Source organism: Bordetella sp. H567 (assembly GCF_001704295.1).
GTDB lineage: Bacteria > Pseudomonadota > Gammaproteobacteria > Burkholderiales > Burkholderiaceae_B > Bordetella_C.
In genome coordinates this window covers 2,285,949-2,301,745 of record NZ_CP012334.1, presented here as the reverse complement: position 1 = coordinate 2,301,745, position 15,797 = coordinate 2,285,949, and the positions used below count along the sequence as shown (strand labels likewise).

At 68.6% G+C, this 15,797-nt stretch carries 12 protein-coding genes; 4 read left to right on the top strand and 8 right to left on the bottom strand.

Features of this window, described 5'->3' with window-relative positions; genetic code table 11:
- Nucleotides 1-91: 91 nt before the first annotated feature.
- From AKI39_RS10345 to AKI39_RS10335, 3 genes are all read right to left on the bottom strand, one after another.
- The gene (locus AKI39_RS10345) at nucleotides 92-1,510 is read right to left on the bottom strand and encodes a dihydrolipoyl dehydrogenase (protein ID WP_066635223.1); all 1,419 of its coding nucleotides are present in this window, start codon (nucleotides 1,508-1,510) and stop codon (nucleotides 92-94) included.
- A 63-nt stretch (nucleotides 1,511-1,573) separates the two neighbouring features.
- Nucleotides 1,574-2,302, bottom strand: a complete 729-nt coding sequence (locus tag AKI39_RS10340; RefSeq protein WP_066635220.1) for a glutathione peroxidase — start codon at nucleotides 2,300-2,302, stop codon at nucleotides 1,574-1,576.
- 130 nt (nucleotides 2,303-2,432) lie between these two features.
- Nucleotides 2,433-2,633, bottom strand: a complete 201-nt coding sequence (locus AKI39_RS10335; protein WP_066642690.1) for a heavy-metal-associated domain-containing protein — start codon at nucleotides 2,631-2,633, stop codon at nucleotides 2,433-2,435.
- Nucleotides 2,634-2,928: 295 nt separating this feature from the next.
- On the opposite strand from AKI39_RS10335, the gene AKI39_RS10330 reads away from it, so the two are divergent.
- Together AKI39_RS10330 and cueR are read left to right on the top strand one after the other, a co-directional pair.
- Nucleotides 2,929-5,340, top strand: coding sequence for a heavy metal translocating P-type ATPase (locus tag AKI39_RS10330; RefSeq protein ID WP_443103424.1), 2,412 nt, complete (start codon nucleotides 2,929-2,931; stop codon nucleotides 5,338-5,340).
- Nucleotides 5,337-5,726 carry a Cu(I)-responsive transcriptional regulator gene (gene cueR / locus AKI39_RS10325; protein ID WP_066635212.1) on the top strand — a complete coding sequence of 130 codons (390 nt, stop codon included), beginning with the start codon at nucleotides 5,337-5,339 and terminating at the stop codon, nucleotides 5,724-5,726. Before AKI39_RS10330 ends, cueR begins: the two co-directional genes overlap by 4 nt.
- A 13-nt stretch (nucleotides 5,727-5,739) precedes the next feature.
- On the opposite strand, the gene AKI39_RS10320 is transcribed toward cueR, so the two are convergent.
- Together AKI39_RS10320 and cadR are read right to left on the bottom strand one after the other, a co-directional pair.
- Nucleotides 5,740-6,324 (bottom strand): nitroreductase family protein, encoded by a 585-nt coding sequence (locus AKI39_RS10320; RefSeq protein ID WP_066635208.1) that lies wholly within the window; start codon nucleotides 6,322-6,324, stop codon nucleotides 5,740-5,742.
- 57 nt (nucleotides 6,325-6,381) lie between these two features.
- The gene (gene cadR / locus AKI39_RS10315) at nucleotides 6,382-6,816 is read right to left on the bottom strand and encodes a Cd(II)/Pb(II)-responsive transcriptional regulator (protein ID WP_066642679.1); all 435 of its coding nucleotides are present in this window, start codon (nucleotides 6,814-6,816) and stop codon (nucleotides 6,382-6,384) included.
- A 399-nt stretch (nucleotides 6,817-7,215) separates the two neighbouring features.
- Between cadR and AKI39_RS10310 the strand changes: the two genes are divergently transcribed.
- Together AKI39_RS10310 and AKI39_RS10305 are read left to right on the top strand one after the other, a co-directional pair.
- Nucleotides 7,216-9,483, top strand: coding sequence for a heavy metal translocating P-type ATPase (locus AKI39_RS10310; RefSeq protein WP_066635206.1), 2,268 nt, complete (start codon nucleotides 7,216-7,218; stop codon nucleotides 9,481-9,483).
- A 265-nt stretch (nucleotides 9,484-9,748) separates the two neighbouring features.
- Nucleotides 9,749-11,827 carry a hypothetical protein gene (locus AKI39_RS10305; RefSeq protein ID WP_145925239.1) on the top strand — a complete coding sequence of 693 codons (2,079 nt, stop codon included), beginning with the start codon at nucleotides 9,749-9,751 and terminating at the stop codon, nucleotides 11,825-11,827.
- On the opposite strand, the gene AKI39_RS10300 is transcribed toward AKI39_RS10305, so the two are convergent.
- From AKI39_RS10300 to AKI39_RS10290, 3 genes are all read right to left on the bottom strand, one after another.
- Nucleotides 11,814-13,238, bottom strand: coding sequence for an MmgE/PrpD family protein (locus tag AKI39_RS10300; protein WP_066635201.1), 1,425 nt, complete (start codon nucleotides 13,236-13,238; stop codon nucleotides 11,814-11,816). The two genes, AKI39_RS10305 and AKI39_RS10300, sit on opposite strands and share 14 nt — an antisense overlap.
- 26 nt (nucleotides 13,239-13,264) lie before the next feature.
- Nucleotides 13,265-14,254, bottom strand: a complete 990-nt coding sequence (locus AKI39_RS10295) for a Bug family tripartite tricarboxylate transporter substrate binding protein (RefSeq protein WP_066635198.1) — start codon at nucleotides 14,252-14,254, stop codon at nucleotides 13,265-13,267.
- Between the two features lie 103 nt (nucleotides 14,255-14,357).
- Nucleotides 14,358-15,707: an MmgE/PrpD family protein gene (locus AKI39_RS10290; protein WP_066635196.1), complete on the bottom strand. Its 1,350-nt coding sequence runs from the start codon at nucleotides 15,705-15,707 to the stop codon at nucleotides 14,358-14,360.
- Nucleotides 15,708-15,797 lie beyond the last annotated feature (90 nt).

Here is a 15,797-nt window from a genome sequence, read left to right as displayed (position 1 = left end):
CGACACCGACGGCCCCTGCAGGCCCGCACCGCGATGCGGGCAACGCCCGCGTTGCGCGGACGCGGGCGCAGCCGCACCCCGCGAAGCGGACTCAGGCCGCGGTTGCCAGGGCGGGCTTGTGTTGGCGAACCTGCGCATCGGCGTCGCGCAGCGCGGTGCGCAGCCCTTCTTCCACCACGGGGTGATAGAAGGGCATCTCCAGCATGCGCGCCACGGTCAGCTCCTGCTGCAGCGACCAGGCCAACAGATGGGCCAGGTGTTCGACGCTGGGGCCCGCCATCTCGGCGCCCAGGAAGCGGCCAGTGGCGCGGTCCGCGTACACATGCAGCCGGCCCTTGTTCTTCAGCATGACGCGCGAACGTCCCTGGTTGCCGAAGTCCACCTCGCCGGTGACATACGTCCCTTCGGGCAAGCGGTTGTACGGCGTGCCGACCACCGCGATCTGCGGGTCGGTAAACACCACCGCCATCTGCGCGCGGCGCCGGCCTGCCTTGACGTTGGGAAAATGCGCGGCGTTTTCGCCGGCGATGCGGCCCTCGTCCGCGGCCTCATGCAGCAAGGGCAGATCGCTGTTCGCGTCGCCCGCGATGAAAATGGGCGACTTGCCCGCCTGCATCGTGTAGCGGTCGTATTCCGGCACCCCCGCCGCATTCAGCTTCAGGCTGGTGTTCTGCAGGGCCAGTCCGCCCAGATTGGGACGCCGGCCCGTGGCCACCAGCGCGTAGTCGAAGTGCTCGACGCGCTCGGTATTGTCCAGCGCCACGTAGCGCACGCGCACACGGTCGCCGTCTCGCGTGGTTTCCAGCACGCGCGCATCCGGGTCCAGGTAGAACTCCTCCTGGAAGGCTTTCTTCGCGCTTTGGCGCACCGTCGGGTCCGTGATGCCGCCCAGGCTGCCGCTGACACCGAAGACGCGCACGCGCACGCCCAGCCGCGCCAGCGCCTGGCCCAGCTCCAGCCCGATCACGCCAGGGCCGAACACCGCGACGCTGCCCGGCAGGTCGTCCCAATAAAAGACGTCGTCGTTGACGACCAGCCGGTCACCCAGCGCCTGGAAAGGCGGCGGCACGGCGGGCGTGGAACCGGTGGCGATCACCACGCTGCGCGCGTGGATCTCGGTATGGTCGTCCACGCGCAGCACCGTGTCGGAAACGAAACGCGCATAGCCGCGCAGCTTGTCCTGGGCGGGGATGTTCTCCACGCCTTCCAGCACGAAGCCCACGAAGCGGTCGCGCTCGCGCTTCACGCGGTCCATGACCTCGCGTCCATCCACACGGACCTTGCCGTCCAGGTGCACGCCGAACGGCGCGCCATGCGCAGCGGCGTGCGCCGCTTCCGCCGCCGCGATCATCAGCTTGGAGGGCATGCACCCTACCCGGGCGCACGTCGTCCCGTACTGCCCGCCTTCGACGATCACCGCGCGTTGGCCGGCGGCCACGGCCGCGCGATAGGCGCCCAAGCCCGCAGTGCCGGCGCCGATAACAGCCACATCGGTATGCAAGGTTTTCATGCGTAATCCTTATGATGCTCGGATGATGTTATTGCGAGGTCATGTACACGCGTGGCCAGGGACTCAGGCGAAATGCGCCTTCAGTTCTTCCAGGCCGCCGACCAGTGCGCCATTGATGAACACCTGCGGAGCGGTGGCCTTGCCGGACACGGCGCCGATCACGCGGCCGCGCACCTTGTTCTCCAGCGGGATGTCGATCGGGGCGTAACCCTTGCTTTCCAGCAGCGCCTTGGCTTCGATGCAGAAGGGGCAGCCGGGCTTGGAGAACACCACCACCTGATCCGGCTTGCGGGCGGCCGGGGCAATGTAGTTCAACATGGTGTCGGCGTCGGAAACCTCGAAGGGGTCGCCGTCCTTTTCCGGTTCGATGAACATCTTTTCAACCACGCCGTCGCGCACCAGCATGGAATAGCGCCAGCTGCGCTTGCCGAATCCCAGGTTGCGCTTGTCGACCAGCATGCCCATGCCGTCGGTGAAATCGCCATTGCCGTCCGGCAGCAGGGTGATGTTCGACGATTCCTGGTCCTTGGCCCACTCGTTCATGACGAAGGTGTCGTTCACGGACACGCAAACGATGCTGTCGACGCCGTTGGCGAAGAAGGCCGGCGCCAGTTCGTTGTAGCGCGGCAAGTGGGTGGAGGAGCAAGTGGGCGTAAAGGCGCCAGGCAGCGAGAACACGACGACCGTCTTGTTCTTGAAGATGTCGTCGCTGGTGACCTGCTTCCAGGTGTTGTCCTCGCGGACGGGGAAACTCACGTTCGGAACGCGTTGTCCTTCGCGGGCTTGCAGCATGGGTAAATCTCCTGTTCGGGTGGAGGCGAGAACGCCATGGACGAATAATAAATATCTACTATTGAGATATCAAATTTAATTATTCTTATTAATTGATAGCTCGCGTCAATGGCTTCCCCGCCGGCGCTCCCTAGCCGCGGGTAGGTGTATAGCCCGCGCCTCGGATCGCGCCTTCGACCGTCGGATTATCTTCCGTACCGGTGACGGTTACGCGATGGTTGGCCAGGTCCACCTGCACCGCCGCGCCGGGTACGGCCTGCGTCACCGCCTGGGTAATCACCCGGACACAGTGATCGCAGGACATGTCGGGAACTTGATATTGCAGGACCATCATGACTCCTTCAAGCAGGGTGTGGGGCGCGAAGCCGGCCCGGGACGGGCGGGCTACCCCCTGATGTTACGCAGCGTACACCTTCCCACGATGGCAAGGTCAACGGCCGTCCTCCCCAGCTCGGCGCCGGGCCGGCAAGACGAGCCCAAGACGGGCGTGGCGATCGCCGCCCGGGCCGAAGCCGGGCCGCCCCGAAGGCAACCCCGGCCTCGCGGCGAGCGTACCGGCACCGCCTCTGCGCAAACGAACACCGCGCTGGCGGAGGCCTGTGCTTGACCTTACCATGATGGGAAGGATGAAACTACGCATCACCCCTCTTCACCTGGAAGTCGATATGAACTCCTACCGTTCCGCCAGCGACGGTCTTGATCTCTCCATAGAAGGCATGAGCTGCGCCTCCTGCGTCAAGCGCGTCGAGAATGCCTTGGCCGCCGTGCCCGGTGTGCGGGCGGCAAGCGTCAACCTGGCCACGGAGCGGGCCCACGTGGATAGGGACCCAGCCGCGGCGGTTGCCGACCATGCCCTCATCGCCGCGGTGGCCAAGGCGGGCTACAGCGCGCGCCCTATCGCGCCCGCCCAGGACGAAACCGCGCGCCAGGCCGCGGCGCGCGACGCGCAAGCCCGCCGCCTGGGCCGCCGCTTCGCCCTTGCCCTGCTGCTGACGCTGCCCGTCTTCCTGCTCGACATGGGCGGGCATCTCTTCCCGGCCCTGCATCACGCGCTGGCCGCGCACGTCGGCACGACTCATCTCTGGCTGCTGCAGTGGGCGTTGACCACGCTGGTGCTGGCCGGGCCCGGCCGGGACTTCTTCCTGAAAGGCGCCGCCGCCCTGGCGCGCCGCGGGCCCGACATGAATTCGCTGGTCGCCGTGGGCGCGGGCAGCGCCTGGTTGTATTCGTCGGTCGCCACCTTCGCGCCAGGCTGGCTGCCGGAAGATGCACGCCACGTGTATTTCGAGGCCGCCGCGGTGATCGTTACGCTGATCCTGCTGGGACGCCTGCTGGAAGCGCGCGCCAAGGGCCGCACCGGCGCCGCGATCGCGCGGCTGGCGTCGCTGCAGCCGCGCCAGGCGCGGGTCCTGCGCGGCCCGGATACGGTGGACCTGCCCATCGAAGCGGTGCGCGCCGGCGACGTGGTACGCATCCGTCCCGGCGAAAAAATCCCTGTCGATGGCACGGTGCTGGACGGCGCATCGTTCGTCGACGAATCCATGATCACCGGCGAACCCATACCGGTGGAAAAGGCGGCGGGCGACGCGGTGACCGGCGGCACCCTCAATACCCAGGGCGCATTGACCGTGCAGGTTACGCATACCGGCGCCGACACGGCGCTGGCGCGCATCGCGCGCATGGTGCAGGACGCGCAGGGCGCCAAGCTGCCCATCCAGAGCCTGGTGGACCGGATCACCTACCGCTTCGTACCCGCCATCATGGCGATCGCCGCCCTTGCCTTCTTCGCGTGGCTCGCGCTGGGCCCGCAACCCGCGCTGCCGCAGGCCCTGGTGCATGCGGTGGCGGTGCTCATCGTGGCCTGCCCTTGCGCCATGGGCTTGGCGACACCCATGTCCATCATGGTGGGGACCGGCCGCGCGGCGGACATGGGCGTGCTGTTCCGGCAAGGCGATGCGCTGCAGCGCTTGCGCGACGTCAAGACTGTCGCCTTCGACAAGACGGGCACGCTGACGCTGGGCAAGCCGGCGCTGACGAACGTCGCCGTGACGCCGCCTTTCCGGCGCGAGGACGTCCTGGCCTGGACCGCATCGGTGCAGGCCGCTTCGGAACACCCGATCGCGTCGGCCATCGTGGCGGCGGCGCGCGAGGCCGGCTTGCCGATGGCGCCGGTCGGCGGCTTCCTCGCCATTTCGGGCGCGGGTGTACGCGGCGACGTACAGGGCCGCCAACTGATCGTGGGTGGAGAACGGCTGATGCGTGAACAGGGCATCGACACGAATACGCTGGCCGCGACGGCGGATGCGTGGGCGCGCGCCGGAAAGACGGCCGTCTACGTTGCCGTGGACGGTGCGGCCGCCGCCGTCATGGCGGTGGAGGACCCGATCCGCGAGACGTCCGCGGCCGCGATTGCCGCCTTGCACGCGGCCGGTGTGCGCACCGTGATGATCACGGGCGACAATCGCCACACCGCCCACGCCGTGGCGCAAGCCCTGGGCATCGACGAGGTGCGCGCGGAAGTGCTGCCGGAGGGCAAGGTGCAAGCGGTACGGGCGCTGCGCGAAGAAGCTGGCGCGCCGCCGGCCGGTCGCCCGCTGCTGGCCTTCGTCGGCGACGGCATCAACGATGCGCCCGCGCTGGCCGCGGCCGACGTGGGCATCGCCATTGGGACGGGCACCGACGTCGCCATCGACGCCGCCTCCGTGGTGCTGATGGCGGGCGATCCGGCGGGGGTGCCGCGCGCCATGGCGATCAGCCGGGCGACGCTGGCCAACATCCGCCAGAACCTGTTCTGGGCCTTCTTCTATAACGTGGCCCTCATCCCCCTGGCCGCGGGCGTGCCGGCGCTGTTCCACGGCCCGTCGCTGTCGCCCGTCTTCGCGGCCGCGGCGATGGCCCTGTCCAGCCTGTTCGTGGTGGGCAATGCGCTGCGGCTGCGCGCCTTTCGCGCGCCGGGCAACACGCGGCGCCCGGCCACCGCCGGAACGCAAGGCGGCGGCCACGCGCCCGCCCTTTCATCCGGAGCCAGGACACCATGAATATCGGCCAGGCAGCGGCGGCATCCGGCATCACGGCCAAGATGATCCGCTATTACGAGCACATCGGCCTGACGCGCGCGCCCGAACGAACCGAAGCGGGCTATCGCATCTACGGCGACAATGACGTGCACACGCTACGCTTCATACGCCGGGCGCGCGACCTGGGCTTTTCCGTCGAACAGATGCGCGACCTGCTGGCGCTGTGGCGCGACCGCAGCCGCGCCAGCGGCGACGTGAAGCGGATCGCCATGCAGCACGTCGCCGAACTGGAACGCAAGGCGCGCGAACTGCAGCAGATGGCCGACACCCTGCATCACCTGGCGGACCATTGCCATGGCGACAACCGGCCGGACTGCCCCATCATGGACGAGTTGGCCGGCGGCTGAAGCGCGGCCTGTCTCAGCCCGGCAAGCCCGTCCACTCGGACACGAAATCGTGGAAGTCCGGGCGGTTGGCCGGCGGCACGGCGCAGGCGGGCGTACCGATCGCCAGGTACCCCAGGAAGCGATAGTCCAGCGGATCGAAGCCCAGGGCTTCCTGGACCGGCTCCAGGTAGGTGCCCAGGCCCGTGCTCCAGAAAGCGCCATAGCCCAGCATGTGGGCGGCGTTCAGGATGTTCATCACGGATGCCCCGGTCGCCAGCAGCTGCTCCTGCTCCGGGATCTTGACGTTATCGTGATCGATCTTCTGCGCCAGCGCGACGATCACGGGTACGCCGGCCAGCCATTCGCGGACCGACTTTTCCTTTTCAGGGGTCATGCGCTTGTCGCCGCTGCGCTTGACGGCATCCAAGGCCATATCGGCCAGGCGGCCGATGGCCTCGCCGCGGATCAGCTTGAAACGCCATGGGCGCAGGGCGCCGTGGTCGGGCGCCGACATGGCGGCTTGCAGCATTTGGTCCAGCTCTTCCGGGCGCGGGGCGGGCGCGCGCAGGAATTTCATCGAACGTCGGGTATGCAGGGCGTGTATGGGTGCGGAAGTCATGGATATCGATAAGAATTGAGGGGGCGCGGCTGGAGTCCCCGCGCCGTGGCGCGCGGCTCAGCCCAGATGGGTGTGGCGCTCGGGACGTTCCTCGACCTGCATTTCCGCCAGGCCGTGAAGGATCCCACAGTCCTCCGCGTGCGGCCGCGCCGACAGGCAGCGCTGGCGCAGCACCGACAATTGCCCTTTCAGGTGCGTGAGCTCGGCGATGCGCTCATCGACGTGCCGGATGTGGTCTTCGAAAATCTCGTTAATGGGGCCGCAGTCCGCCGCCTGGCTGTCGGCCAGGGTCAGGATGGCGCGGATCTCATCCTGCGTCATATCGAGCGCCCGGCAGTTGCGGATCAGGCGCAGCCGTTCGGCATGCAGCGGGCCATAGCTGCGGTAATTATTGGCGCCGCGCTCCGGCGCCGGCAGCAGGCCTTCCTTCTCGTAGTAGCGCACCGTCTCCACGGTGGTCCCGGCGGCCTTGGCCAGTTCTCCAATCTTCATGGAGGCTCTCCTGTTCGTGGGCTTGACCCTATAGTAACCCCAGGGTGTGCAATACGCGTCATGAGCAAGAAAACCATCGCCATCCAGGCACGCGACGCGCATCCCGGCGGAGATTGCTGCCACGGCCATGATCACGTCCACGGCCATGATCACGCCCACAGCCATGATCACGCGCACGGCCATGATCATGGACACGGCCAGGAACATGACCACGCACACGGCCATGATCACGATCATGCGCGCCATCATGGCCACGATCATGCCGGCGATCACGGCCATGGCCCCGCCCACGATCACGCGCAGGCACATCACCCTGCCCATGATCACGGCGCGGCTTGCTGCCACGGCGATCAGCCGGCGGACACCGCCGCGCAACCGTCCCTGCGGGTCGAAGCCGGCATGGTCCTGACGCGGATACGCATCGGCCAGATGGACTGCCCCACCGAAGAAGCGCTGCTGCGCAAGAAGCTGGGCGGCATGGCCTGCGTGCGCGACCTGCACTTCGACCTGATGCGGCGCGTGCTGTCGGTCGTGCACCAGGAAGGCGCGCAAGAGCAGGTGCTGGCCGGCGTCCGCGCCGTCGGCATGACCCCCGAAGTGCTGGCCGGCCAGGCGCCGGCGACGGCACCCGCTCCCGAACGCCCCCGCTGGAAGCTGCTGGCCGCGGCCGGCATCCTGGCGGCGCTGGCCGAGGCCGCGCACTTCGCCGGCATGCCCGACGCGGCGACGGCGGTGCTTGCCGCGGCCTCCGTGCTGGCCTGCGGCCTGAACACCTATCGCAAGGGCTGGATTGCCGTACGCAATCGCAACCTGAACATCAACGCGCTCATGAGTATCGCGGTAACCGGGGCGGCGATCATCGGGCAATGGCCCGAGGCCGCCATGGTGATGTTCCTGTTCAACGTTGCCGAACAGATCGAAGCGCGGTCGCTGGACCGCGCGCGCAACGCCGTGCGCGGGCTGCTCGATCTGGCGCCCCCCACGGCCACGCGGCGGCAGGACGACGGCACATGGCGCGAGGTCCCGGCAGCCGAACTGGCCGTCGGCGATATCGTGCGCGTGCGTCCCGGTGAGCGCATCGCCGCCGACGGCGCCGTCGTGGCGGGCCAGTCCGCCGTCGACCAGTCGGCCATCACCGGCGAAAGCCTCCCTGCCGACAAGACCGTCGGCGATACCGTCTACGCGGCCACCGTCAATGCGGAAGGCTCGTTCGAATACCGCGTCACCGCGGCGGCGCGGGACACCACGCTCGCGCGCATCATCCACGCGGTCGAACAGGCGGCCGCCTCGCGCGCGCCGATGCAGCGCTTCATCGACCGCTTTTCGCGCGTCTATACCCCAGCCGTCGTAGTCCTTGCCCTGCTGGCGGCCTGCGTGCCCCCGCTGTTGTGGGCGCAGCCCTGGACCGAAGCGGTCTATCGCGCGCTGGCGCTGCTGATCATCGCCTGTCCCTGCGCGCTGGTGATTTCCACCCCGGTCAGCATCGTGAGCGCCCTCACGGCGGCGTCGCGGCGCGGCATCCTGGTCAAGGGCGGCGTCTACCTGGAAAACGGCCGCAAGCTGCGCTGGGTGGCTTTCGATAAGACCGGCACGCTCACGCACGGCAAGCCCGCGCTGACCGACCTGGTGAAAATCCATCGCGACGATCGCGGCGCCCAGCCCGCCGCGCCCGCCGCGCGGGCCGCGGCGGGCGCGGCGGCGCACGGTACGACACTATCGCGGGACCCCGCGCGCCTGGCGGCCAGCCTGGCCGCCCGCTCCGATCACCCCGTGTCACGGGCGATCGCGCGCGGCCATGGCGATGACGCCCTGTACGACGTCGAGGACTTCGCCGCCTTGCCGGGCCGCGGCGTACGCGGCCGCATCGAAGGCGCCCAGTATCACCTGGGCAATCGGCGCCTAGTAAGCGAACGAGGCTGGGATACGCCCGCCCTGGCGCAAGCCCTGGACGCGCTGGAAGCCCAGGGCAAGACGGCCGTGGCGCTGTGTGGCGACGATGGCGCCATCGCCGTGGCCGCGGTGGCCGATACCGTGCGGCCCGACAGCCGCGAGGCAATCGACATGCTGCACGCGCTAGGGGTCCGCACGCTGATGCTGAGCGGCGACAACACGGCCGCGGTGCGGGCCATCGCCGGCGAGCTGGGCATCGGCGACGCGCGCGGCGACCAACTGCCCGAAGACAAGCTCGCGGCTCTGGAATCCCGCATGCGCGACGGCCTGGTGGGCATGGCGGGTGACGGCATCAACGATGCGCCGGCCCTGGCGCGCGCGGACATCGGCTTCGCCATGGGCGCCGCCGGTACCGGCACGGCGATCGAGACGGCGGACGTCGCGCTGATGGACGACGACCCGCGCAAGGTCGCCGAATTCGTCGCCCTGTCGCGCGACACCCACCGCGTGCTGGTGCAGAACATCGCGCTGGCCCTGGGCATCAAGGCTGTCTTCCTGGTGCTGGCGGTGGCGGGCATGGCGACACTCTGGATGGCGGTCTTCGCCGACGTGGGCACCAGCCTGCTTGTCGTGGCCAACGGCCTGCGCTTGCTGAAGGCGGGACGGGCGCCGCGTGGCGCCCGTGGCCGCGTGGGAAAAACGGCGGGCGATGGGGGAAACCGTCCGAAAGGGACGAATGAGAGCGAGTCGTTACTCACTCGCTCCCCAACACGATAAGCTACGCACGCCGCGCCCACAGGGACCGTATCGCGGCGCTTCCCTGGGTACGATGACACTCTTTTCCCCGGCGGCCCCGGCCATACACCGCACCACGCCCGACACCGCAACGCCTGCCCTCCTCCCGCGCGTTCCCGGAATACCACCGCCTCACATCGCAGCTGCCGCGTCATTCGCCGCCTATGCCGATACCGTTTCCATCGGCCACTGGCACGATACGCGGCATCGGCGCGACGCCATGTCGCCGCGTGCGGCCGAGCCCGCCGTGGCACGCCCGACCCTCCCCATACCGGCGCCTGGCGACATCCGTCCGACGGTTCCCGCCGAGCCCGCGCCCTGCCCGGACGCCGCCGCGGCGGACAGGCCCGATCCCGGCTCGCTGCTGGCCGCCCGTATCGCCGGCGCGCGCGCCATCCTCCAGGATGCCGCGGGCGATGACGACGACGTGCTGCTGATGGCCGCCAATGAGGTCCACCAGAAAGCCGTGGCGAGCCCCGACGACGCCGATGCGCAAGAGGCCTCGCTCTCCCTATGGCGCGCCGAGGCCGCTGCCTGGGCGGCGGCCAACGACGCGCCGCCGTCCGTGGACGAAGCCGCACGGCTGCAAGCCTACCTGGACCTGTGGTCACTGGCGCTGGATCCGCCGGTGCCCCCGGTGTTCCAGACCCGGCGCGACATCGCACGGGAATATGTGCTGGAACTCGCCCAGGCCGGCCAGCCGATCGCGATCGCGGACAGGCCCACGATCGATCCCGTGCCGGTGGACACCCTGCTCGATCACTACATGGAAATGCCAGAGGTGCGCATCCGCTATTACCGCCAGTTCGCGGACTACGTGGACACGCACCTGGACCATTTCAGCAAGCTCGGCGCGATCGGCGATGCGGTCGCCGCGGGCATTCCGCGGTTGCGGCTGGAAGAACGTCCCACGCGCATGTGGCACATCGAAAGCCTGTTGGCCTTTCCCGCCGGCGCGCACCGATTGCCCTCCGGCGGCATGCTGAGCGCGCTCGGCCGTCCCCTGGGCGAATCCTATGTGGCCGAAATGCCGGACGGCCAGTTCCTGCACATCGATGCGTCCGGGAAGATGGCGAAGCTGCCGCCCGGATTGGCCGATCCCGCGGGACAGCTGAAGCTATTGCCGCTGCTGTGCGGCCTGGGACTGAGAGCGGATCCCGCGACCGAAGCCGTCAACGGCGACGGAGACTCCGACACCGAACATATGGTGGCCTGCAAACCCTACGAACCGGTACCGCTGCGCGGCCATATCGTCGCACTGCGGCGCAGCGCCGTCCACGGCGCCATCGCGCAATGGAAAACCGACAACTATCTTCCCTCGCGCACGGAAACCGTGCTGCGCCTGGTCCTTCCGTTCTATAGCCTGTATCACAACGTGAAATGGGACCCCGGCTATCGCCTGCAGGCCGGTGACATCGCCTGGGACGCGGCGGCGCTGGCCATCACCGTGGCGGGCATCGCCCTCACCGCCGGCGGCGGCAGCGCCGGCGTCGTGGCGGCGCATGCATCCATGCGCACCGTGGCGGCGCAGGGCATCAAGGCGATGGTGAAGGCAGGCATGCGGACGGTGGTGCAGCAGTTTCACATCAGGGCCCTGATGCTGGGCGGCGCGCGCGAGCTCGCGGATTTCGTGCTGCCCGTATTTTCAGTGGGAAAGCTGCTAAAGAGCGCCGCCCACGTCACGCCGCTGGCCACGCAGGCCTTGAAGGCCGCCACACGCAGCGCCGGTGCCGCGCTGCGCGCGGCCGATGCCCGGCTGCTGCTGGACGGCATCTACGAAGTGCTGGCGCGCACCGGCCCGGCGCATCGGAATCTGACCGCGACGACCATCCGCCAGAGCCTGGAAAAAGCGGCCCGCCGCCCGGTGCCCATGCGCGTATACCGCGGCCCGAGCGGCGGCCCGGACCGCGATATGCTGCGTACCCCGATCAGTCCGGATGCTTCCGTGGACGACATCCTGGCCGCAACCATCCGCCACAAGGCCTGCGCCGGCGGCAGCCCGGCCCACGTCCTGTCGCTGAGCGCCAACCGGCCCGTGTCCGTGCATACGGACGGGGCCCCACCGCACCCGCACATCCTCACCATCGATACATCGGCCGCGCCGGGCCGATTCCGCACCATCGAGGACATCCTGCTCAACGACGGCCCACGCCTGGTGCAGCAAGGCAAGATACCGAGCGGGACCCTGCGCGCCGCCATCATGCGCAGCCTGGAAAACCAGGAGGAAGAAATCTTCTACATCGGCGGCAGCATCCCGGATGCCCTGGTCGTCGGCCGGCAGCCCGTGCTGGCGGACGGCGCGGAATCCAGCGCTACGGTTGCATGACGGGTTCGGCTTGCGCCAGCGCGCCGCCCAGCGGCGCGGCGCCCTCCCCGTCGAACAGACCGTTCGCCAGCTCCAGTATCCGCGCCGCGGATTCCGCGCCCACCGATGCGCCCGCCAGCGACAGGTATTTGCGTTCGATCTCCGCGTGCGGCATGGGGTTCTCCGGCATGCCCAAGGAATAATCCACCCGGCGTGCATAGCTGCGGCCACCGCGCACGATCAGGGTGACGCGCCCGCCGTAGATCTCCGGATAGGCACGGTCGATATCGGCATCGATCTCGATGTCGACGCGCCGCGACAGCGCGACGACACGCGGCTCGACGATGCGCGCGGGCGTGAACTGCTCCAGATAGGCCTGGCCGTCCATCAGCGCCACGGCAATGTTGTAGCGCAGGCTCATCTGGGCGTTCAGGACCGAATCGGCGCGATAGTCGAAGCCGGTCTGGGTGTTCACCACGGAAGGAATGCCGGCGACGATGCGCTCGATATCGTCGATCGCGATGCGATGTTCGCGCATCAGGTCCAGGGCCGCATCCACGCAGGCGTGGTTGCTGCCGCAGCACGCATGCGGCTTGAAGCAGGTCGCGTCGGTATGCCATGTGGAGCCCAGTCCCTGCGTGATCATGCCGGGGCGCGGACTGTCGGACATGCCGAACAGGAAGCTGCCGTCCTCCGCTTCCAGGATGAAGCGCGGCCCGGCGAAGCCGCGTGCGGCCAGCAGCGCGGCTGCCACCCCGGCCTGCGCGGAACGTCCGGGATGCATGCGCTTGCTCATGCCGCCGTCGGCCGTGAACGCCCACAGCCCGGCCGATTGCGTGCCCGCCAGGCCGAGCGCGCTGGCCGTTGTGGAAGCATCCAGGCCCAGGATCACGCTGGCCGCCGCGGCGGCGGCGAAGGTGCCTGTCGTGCCGGTCAGATGCCAGCCGCGCATGCGCGTACGGCCGGGATTCGCGGCCTGGCTGACGCGGTTCATCGTCTCGTAGCCCGCCGCCATGGCGGTCAGCAGCGTGGCGCCGTCCACGCCTTCGCGCTCGCCCAGCGCCAGCACCACGGGCAGCACGACAGCGCCCGGGTGGATCTTGGCCCGGCTATGGTCGTCGAAGTCGAAGCCGTGGATGGCGGTGCCCGCCGCCAGCACGCTGTTGTCCACCGCCACGCGCGCCTGGCCGCCCCACAGCGCGGCCTCCGGGGGGCCCTGGCGATCCCGCGCGTACTCGCGCATGATGCGGCCCCAGGGCGTCGCCAGGCCATACAGGCCGCAGCCCAGCCCATCCACCAGCGCCTTGCGCAGTACGTCACGCGTCCGCCCCGGGATGGCGGCCGGCGTCAGGCCGGCGATGAACTCGGCCAGCGCCATCGTGATGCCGCGATGCTCGTGCGACAACGCTTTCCATGATTGCAGATCGTCCATGGGATTTCCTCCAGTCGGGATCGCCCCTAGTCGGCCTTCGCGCCGGACGCGCGGGCCACTTCGCCCCAGCGCACCAGCTCCGTCTTCATGAACTGGCCGAAGGCCTCCGGCGAGGGCTGCGTGAAGGGCTCGATGCCCAGCTTGGCCAGGCTGGCCTTGACATCAGGGGACTGCACCGTCTGGACCAGCGCCTTGTACAGCTTGTCGACAACCGGCTTGGGCGTCTTGGCGGGCGCCATGACGGCGAACCAGTTGAAGGCCAGCACCGTGGGCAGGCCGCCCTCCGCCGACGTGGGCACGTCCTTCATGACATCCGCACGGTGGGTATTGGTCACGGCGATGGCCCGCAGCTTGCCTTCGCTGACCATCGTGTACAGCGCGGGCAGGTCGACGATGATGCCGTCCACGTGGCCGCCCACGGCGTCGGTAATGGCCGGCCCGGCGCCCTTGTACGGCACGTGCACGATGCGGCCCTTCGAGGCGATCTTCAGCAGTTCGATCGCCAGGTGCGGCAGGCCTCCGTTGCCCGACGAAGAGAACGTCACGTCCCGGGTCTTGGAGAGGGCAACCAGTTCGGGCAGGGTCTCCGCGGGCACCTTGGGATTGACGGCGATCAATTCGGGTGTCTGCGCCACCGTGGTGATGCCGACCAGGTCCTTGAGCGGATCGAACGGCATATTGCTGTACGTGTGCGGGCTGATGGCCAGCGGGCTGGCGCTGCCCAGCGTGATGGTGTAGCCGTCCGGCGCGGAGCGTGCCACGTAGTCGGTGCCGATGATGGCGTTGGCGCCCGGGCGGTTCTCGACCACCACGCTGGCGCCGATGAACTCGCTGAACTTGGGGGCGAGAATGCGGGCGACGATGTCGTTGGATCCGCCGGGTGGAAAGCCGACCACCAGATGAATGGGCCGCGACGGGAAGTCGTCTTGGCCGGCGGCCGTGGCCGTGGCGGGCAAGGCGGCGGCGAGCGCCGTGGCGGTGATGAGGGTAGCCAGGGGCTTGAACAAACGCAGCATGTGAGTCTCCTTGAGGTACGCTTCGCTTCCATCGACGGCGCCGGTCGACCCGGCGCCGCGTGGACATTCTTCTTGTTTTCGTGCGCGACGTGCGGGTACGCGATCAGCCCGCGGGTGCCAGCAGGCGCATGAGCGCGCCGACATCGCGGCAGGCCTCGATATTCGCCACCTGTTCGGCCACCTGCGCCGCGCGGGCCGCACCCAGCACCGGCGTTGCCAGGCTGTCGAACTTGGCACGCAATTCCTCATCGGACATCGGATTCTGGATCGATCCCTTGGGGTAATCCACCTGGGACCGGTAAGTGGCGCCGTCATCCATCTCCATCGTCATCGCGCAGGAGACGCCGCGCGGCAGACTGGCGTCCACGCTGATCTCCACCATCTCCGACAGCTTCCGCAGCATGGGTTCCTTCAACCGCGCGTTGTTGTACTGCGGAAACAGCGCCTGCCCGTCGGTCAGCGCCACCGCCACCGAATACGGCAGGCTGACCTGCGCCTCGTGGTACGTGGAGGGATGGGCGTTCTGGTGATACAGCGCCCAGTCCGGATGCCGGCCCATGCGGATGCGCTTGACGCGGCTCAGGTCGGGCGCGTGCTTGCGGCGGATCTCCAGGGCGCAATCGATGGCGTTGTGGATGGGACGCGCGCAGGAATAGGGTTTGAACTCGATGTCCAGCAGATAGGGCTGGTCCAGGTCCTTCACCAGCTGGCCCGGGTCGTTGCTGTCGGTGAAGGCCTTCAGGAAGCCGCGTTCGCCTTCGAAGATGGTTGCCGCGCCGGTGAACCCCAGCTGCGCCATCAGCGATGCCGTCACGCCGCTGCGCGAGGCCGGGCCGGGATTGAATCGCTTCTGCATCGAGGGCCCGTACATCTCCATCAGGCCACCGGACTGCGCGCCGGCCAGCCCCAGCGCCGACACGATCTGTTCGGGCGGCAGTCCCAGCAGGCAGGCCGAGGCGATCGTGGCGCCGAAGATGCCGCAGGTGGGCGTGGTGTGATAGCCCCGGTTGCGCAAGGAATTGTTGGCCGCCTTGCTGACGCGCTCCATCATTTCGCAGCCGGCGGCCAGTGCCGCCAGCAGGGCCTTGCCGTCGGCCTTCTGCCGTTCGGCGGTGGCCAGGGCGGCGGAATAGACGGGCGGACTGAAGTGGAACAGCGCCAGCACGTCGATATCGTCCAGCTCGACGCTGTGCGATGAAATGGCGTTGGCCAGGGCCGCCTGCATGGCGGGCACTCGCGTGCCTTCGCCGATCAGCGTGGCTTCGGGATGGCCGCCACTGGATTGGGCGAAACGGCGCGCGACCTCGCCGCTGCCGGTCTGGCTGCCCGCCACGGCCACGCCCAGGTAGTCCAGCAGCAGCCGCTTCACCGCCTTGCGGTTGGCGTCGGGCAAGGGCTTGTCGCCGAAGGCGGAAAAATGATCGGCAAGTTGTTCGGAAAGCGTCTTGGGCATGATGTTCCTGTCGAGACGTTGATGAATGGGTCTGTGTTGAAGAAAGGGATTTGTGGCACGGGCCGGCGGTGGCGGGCCCCGGCGCGGTGC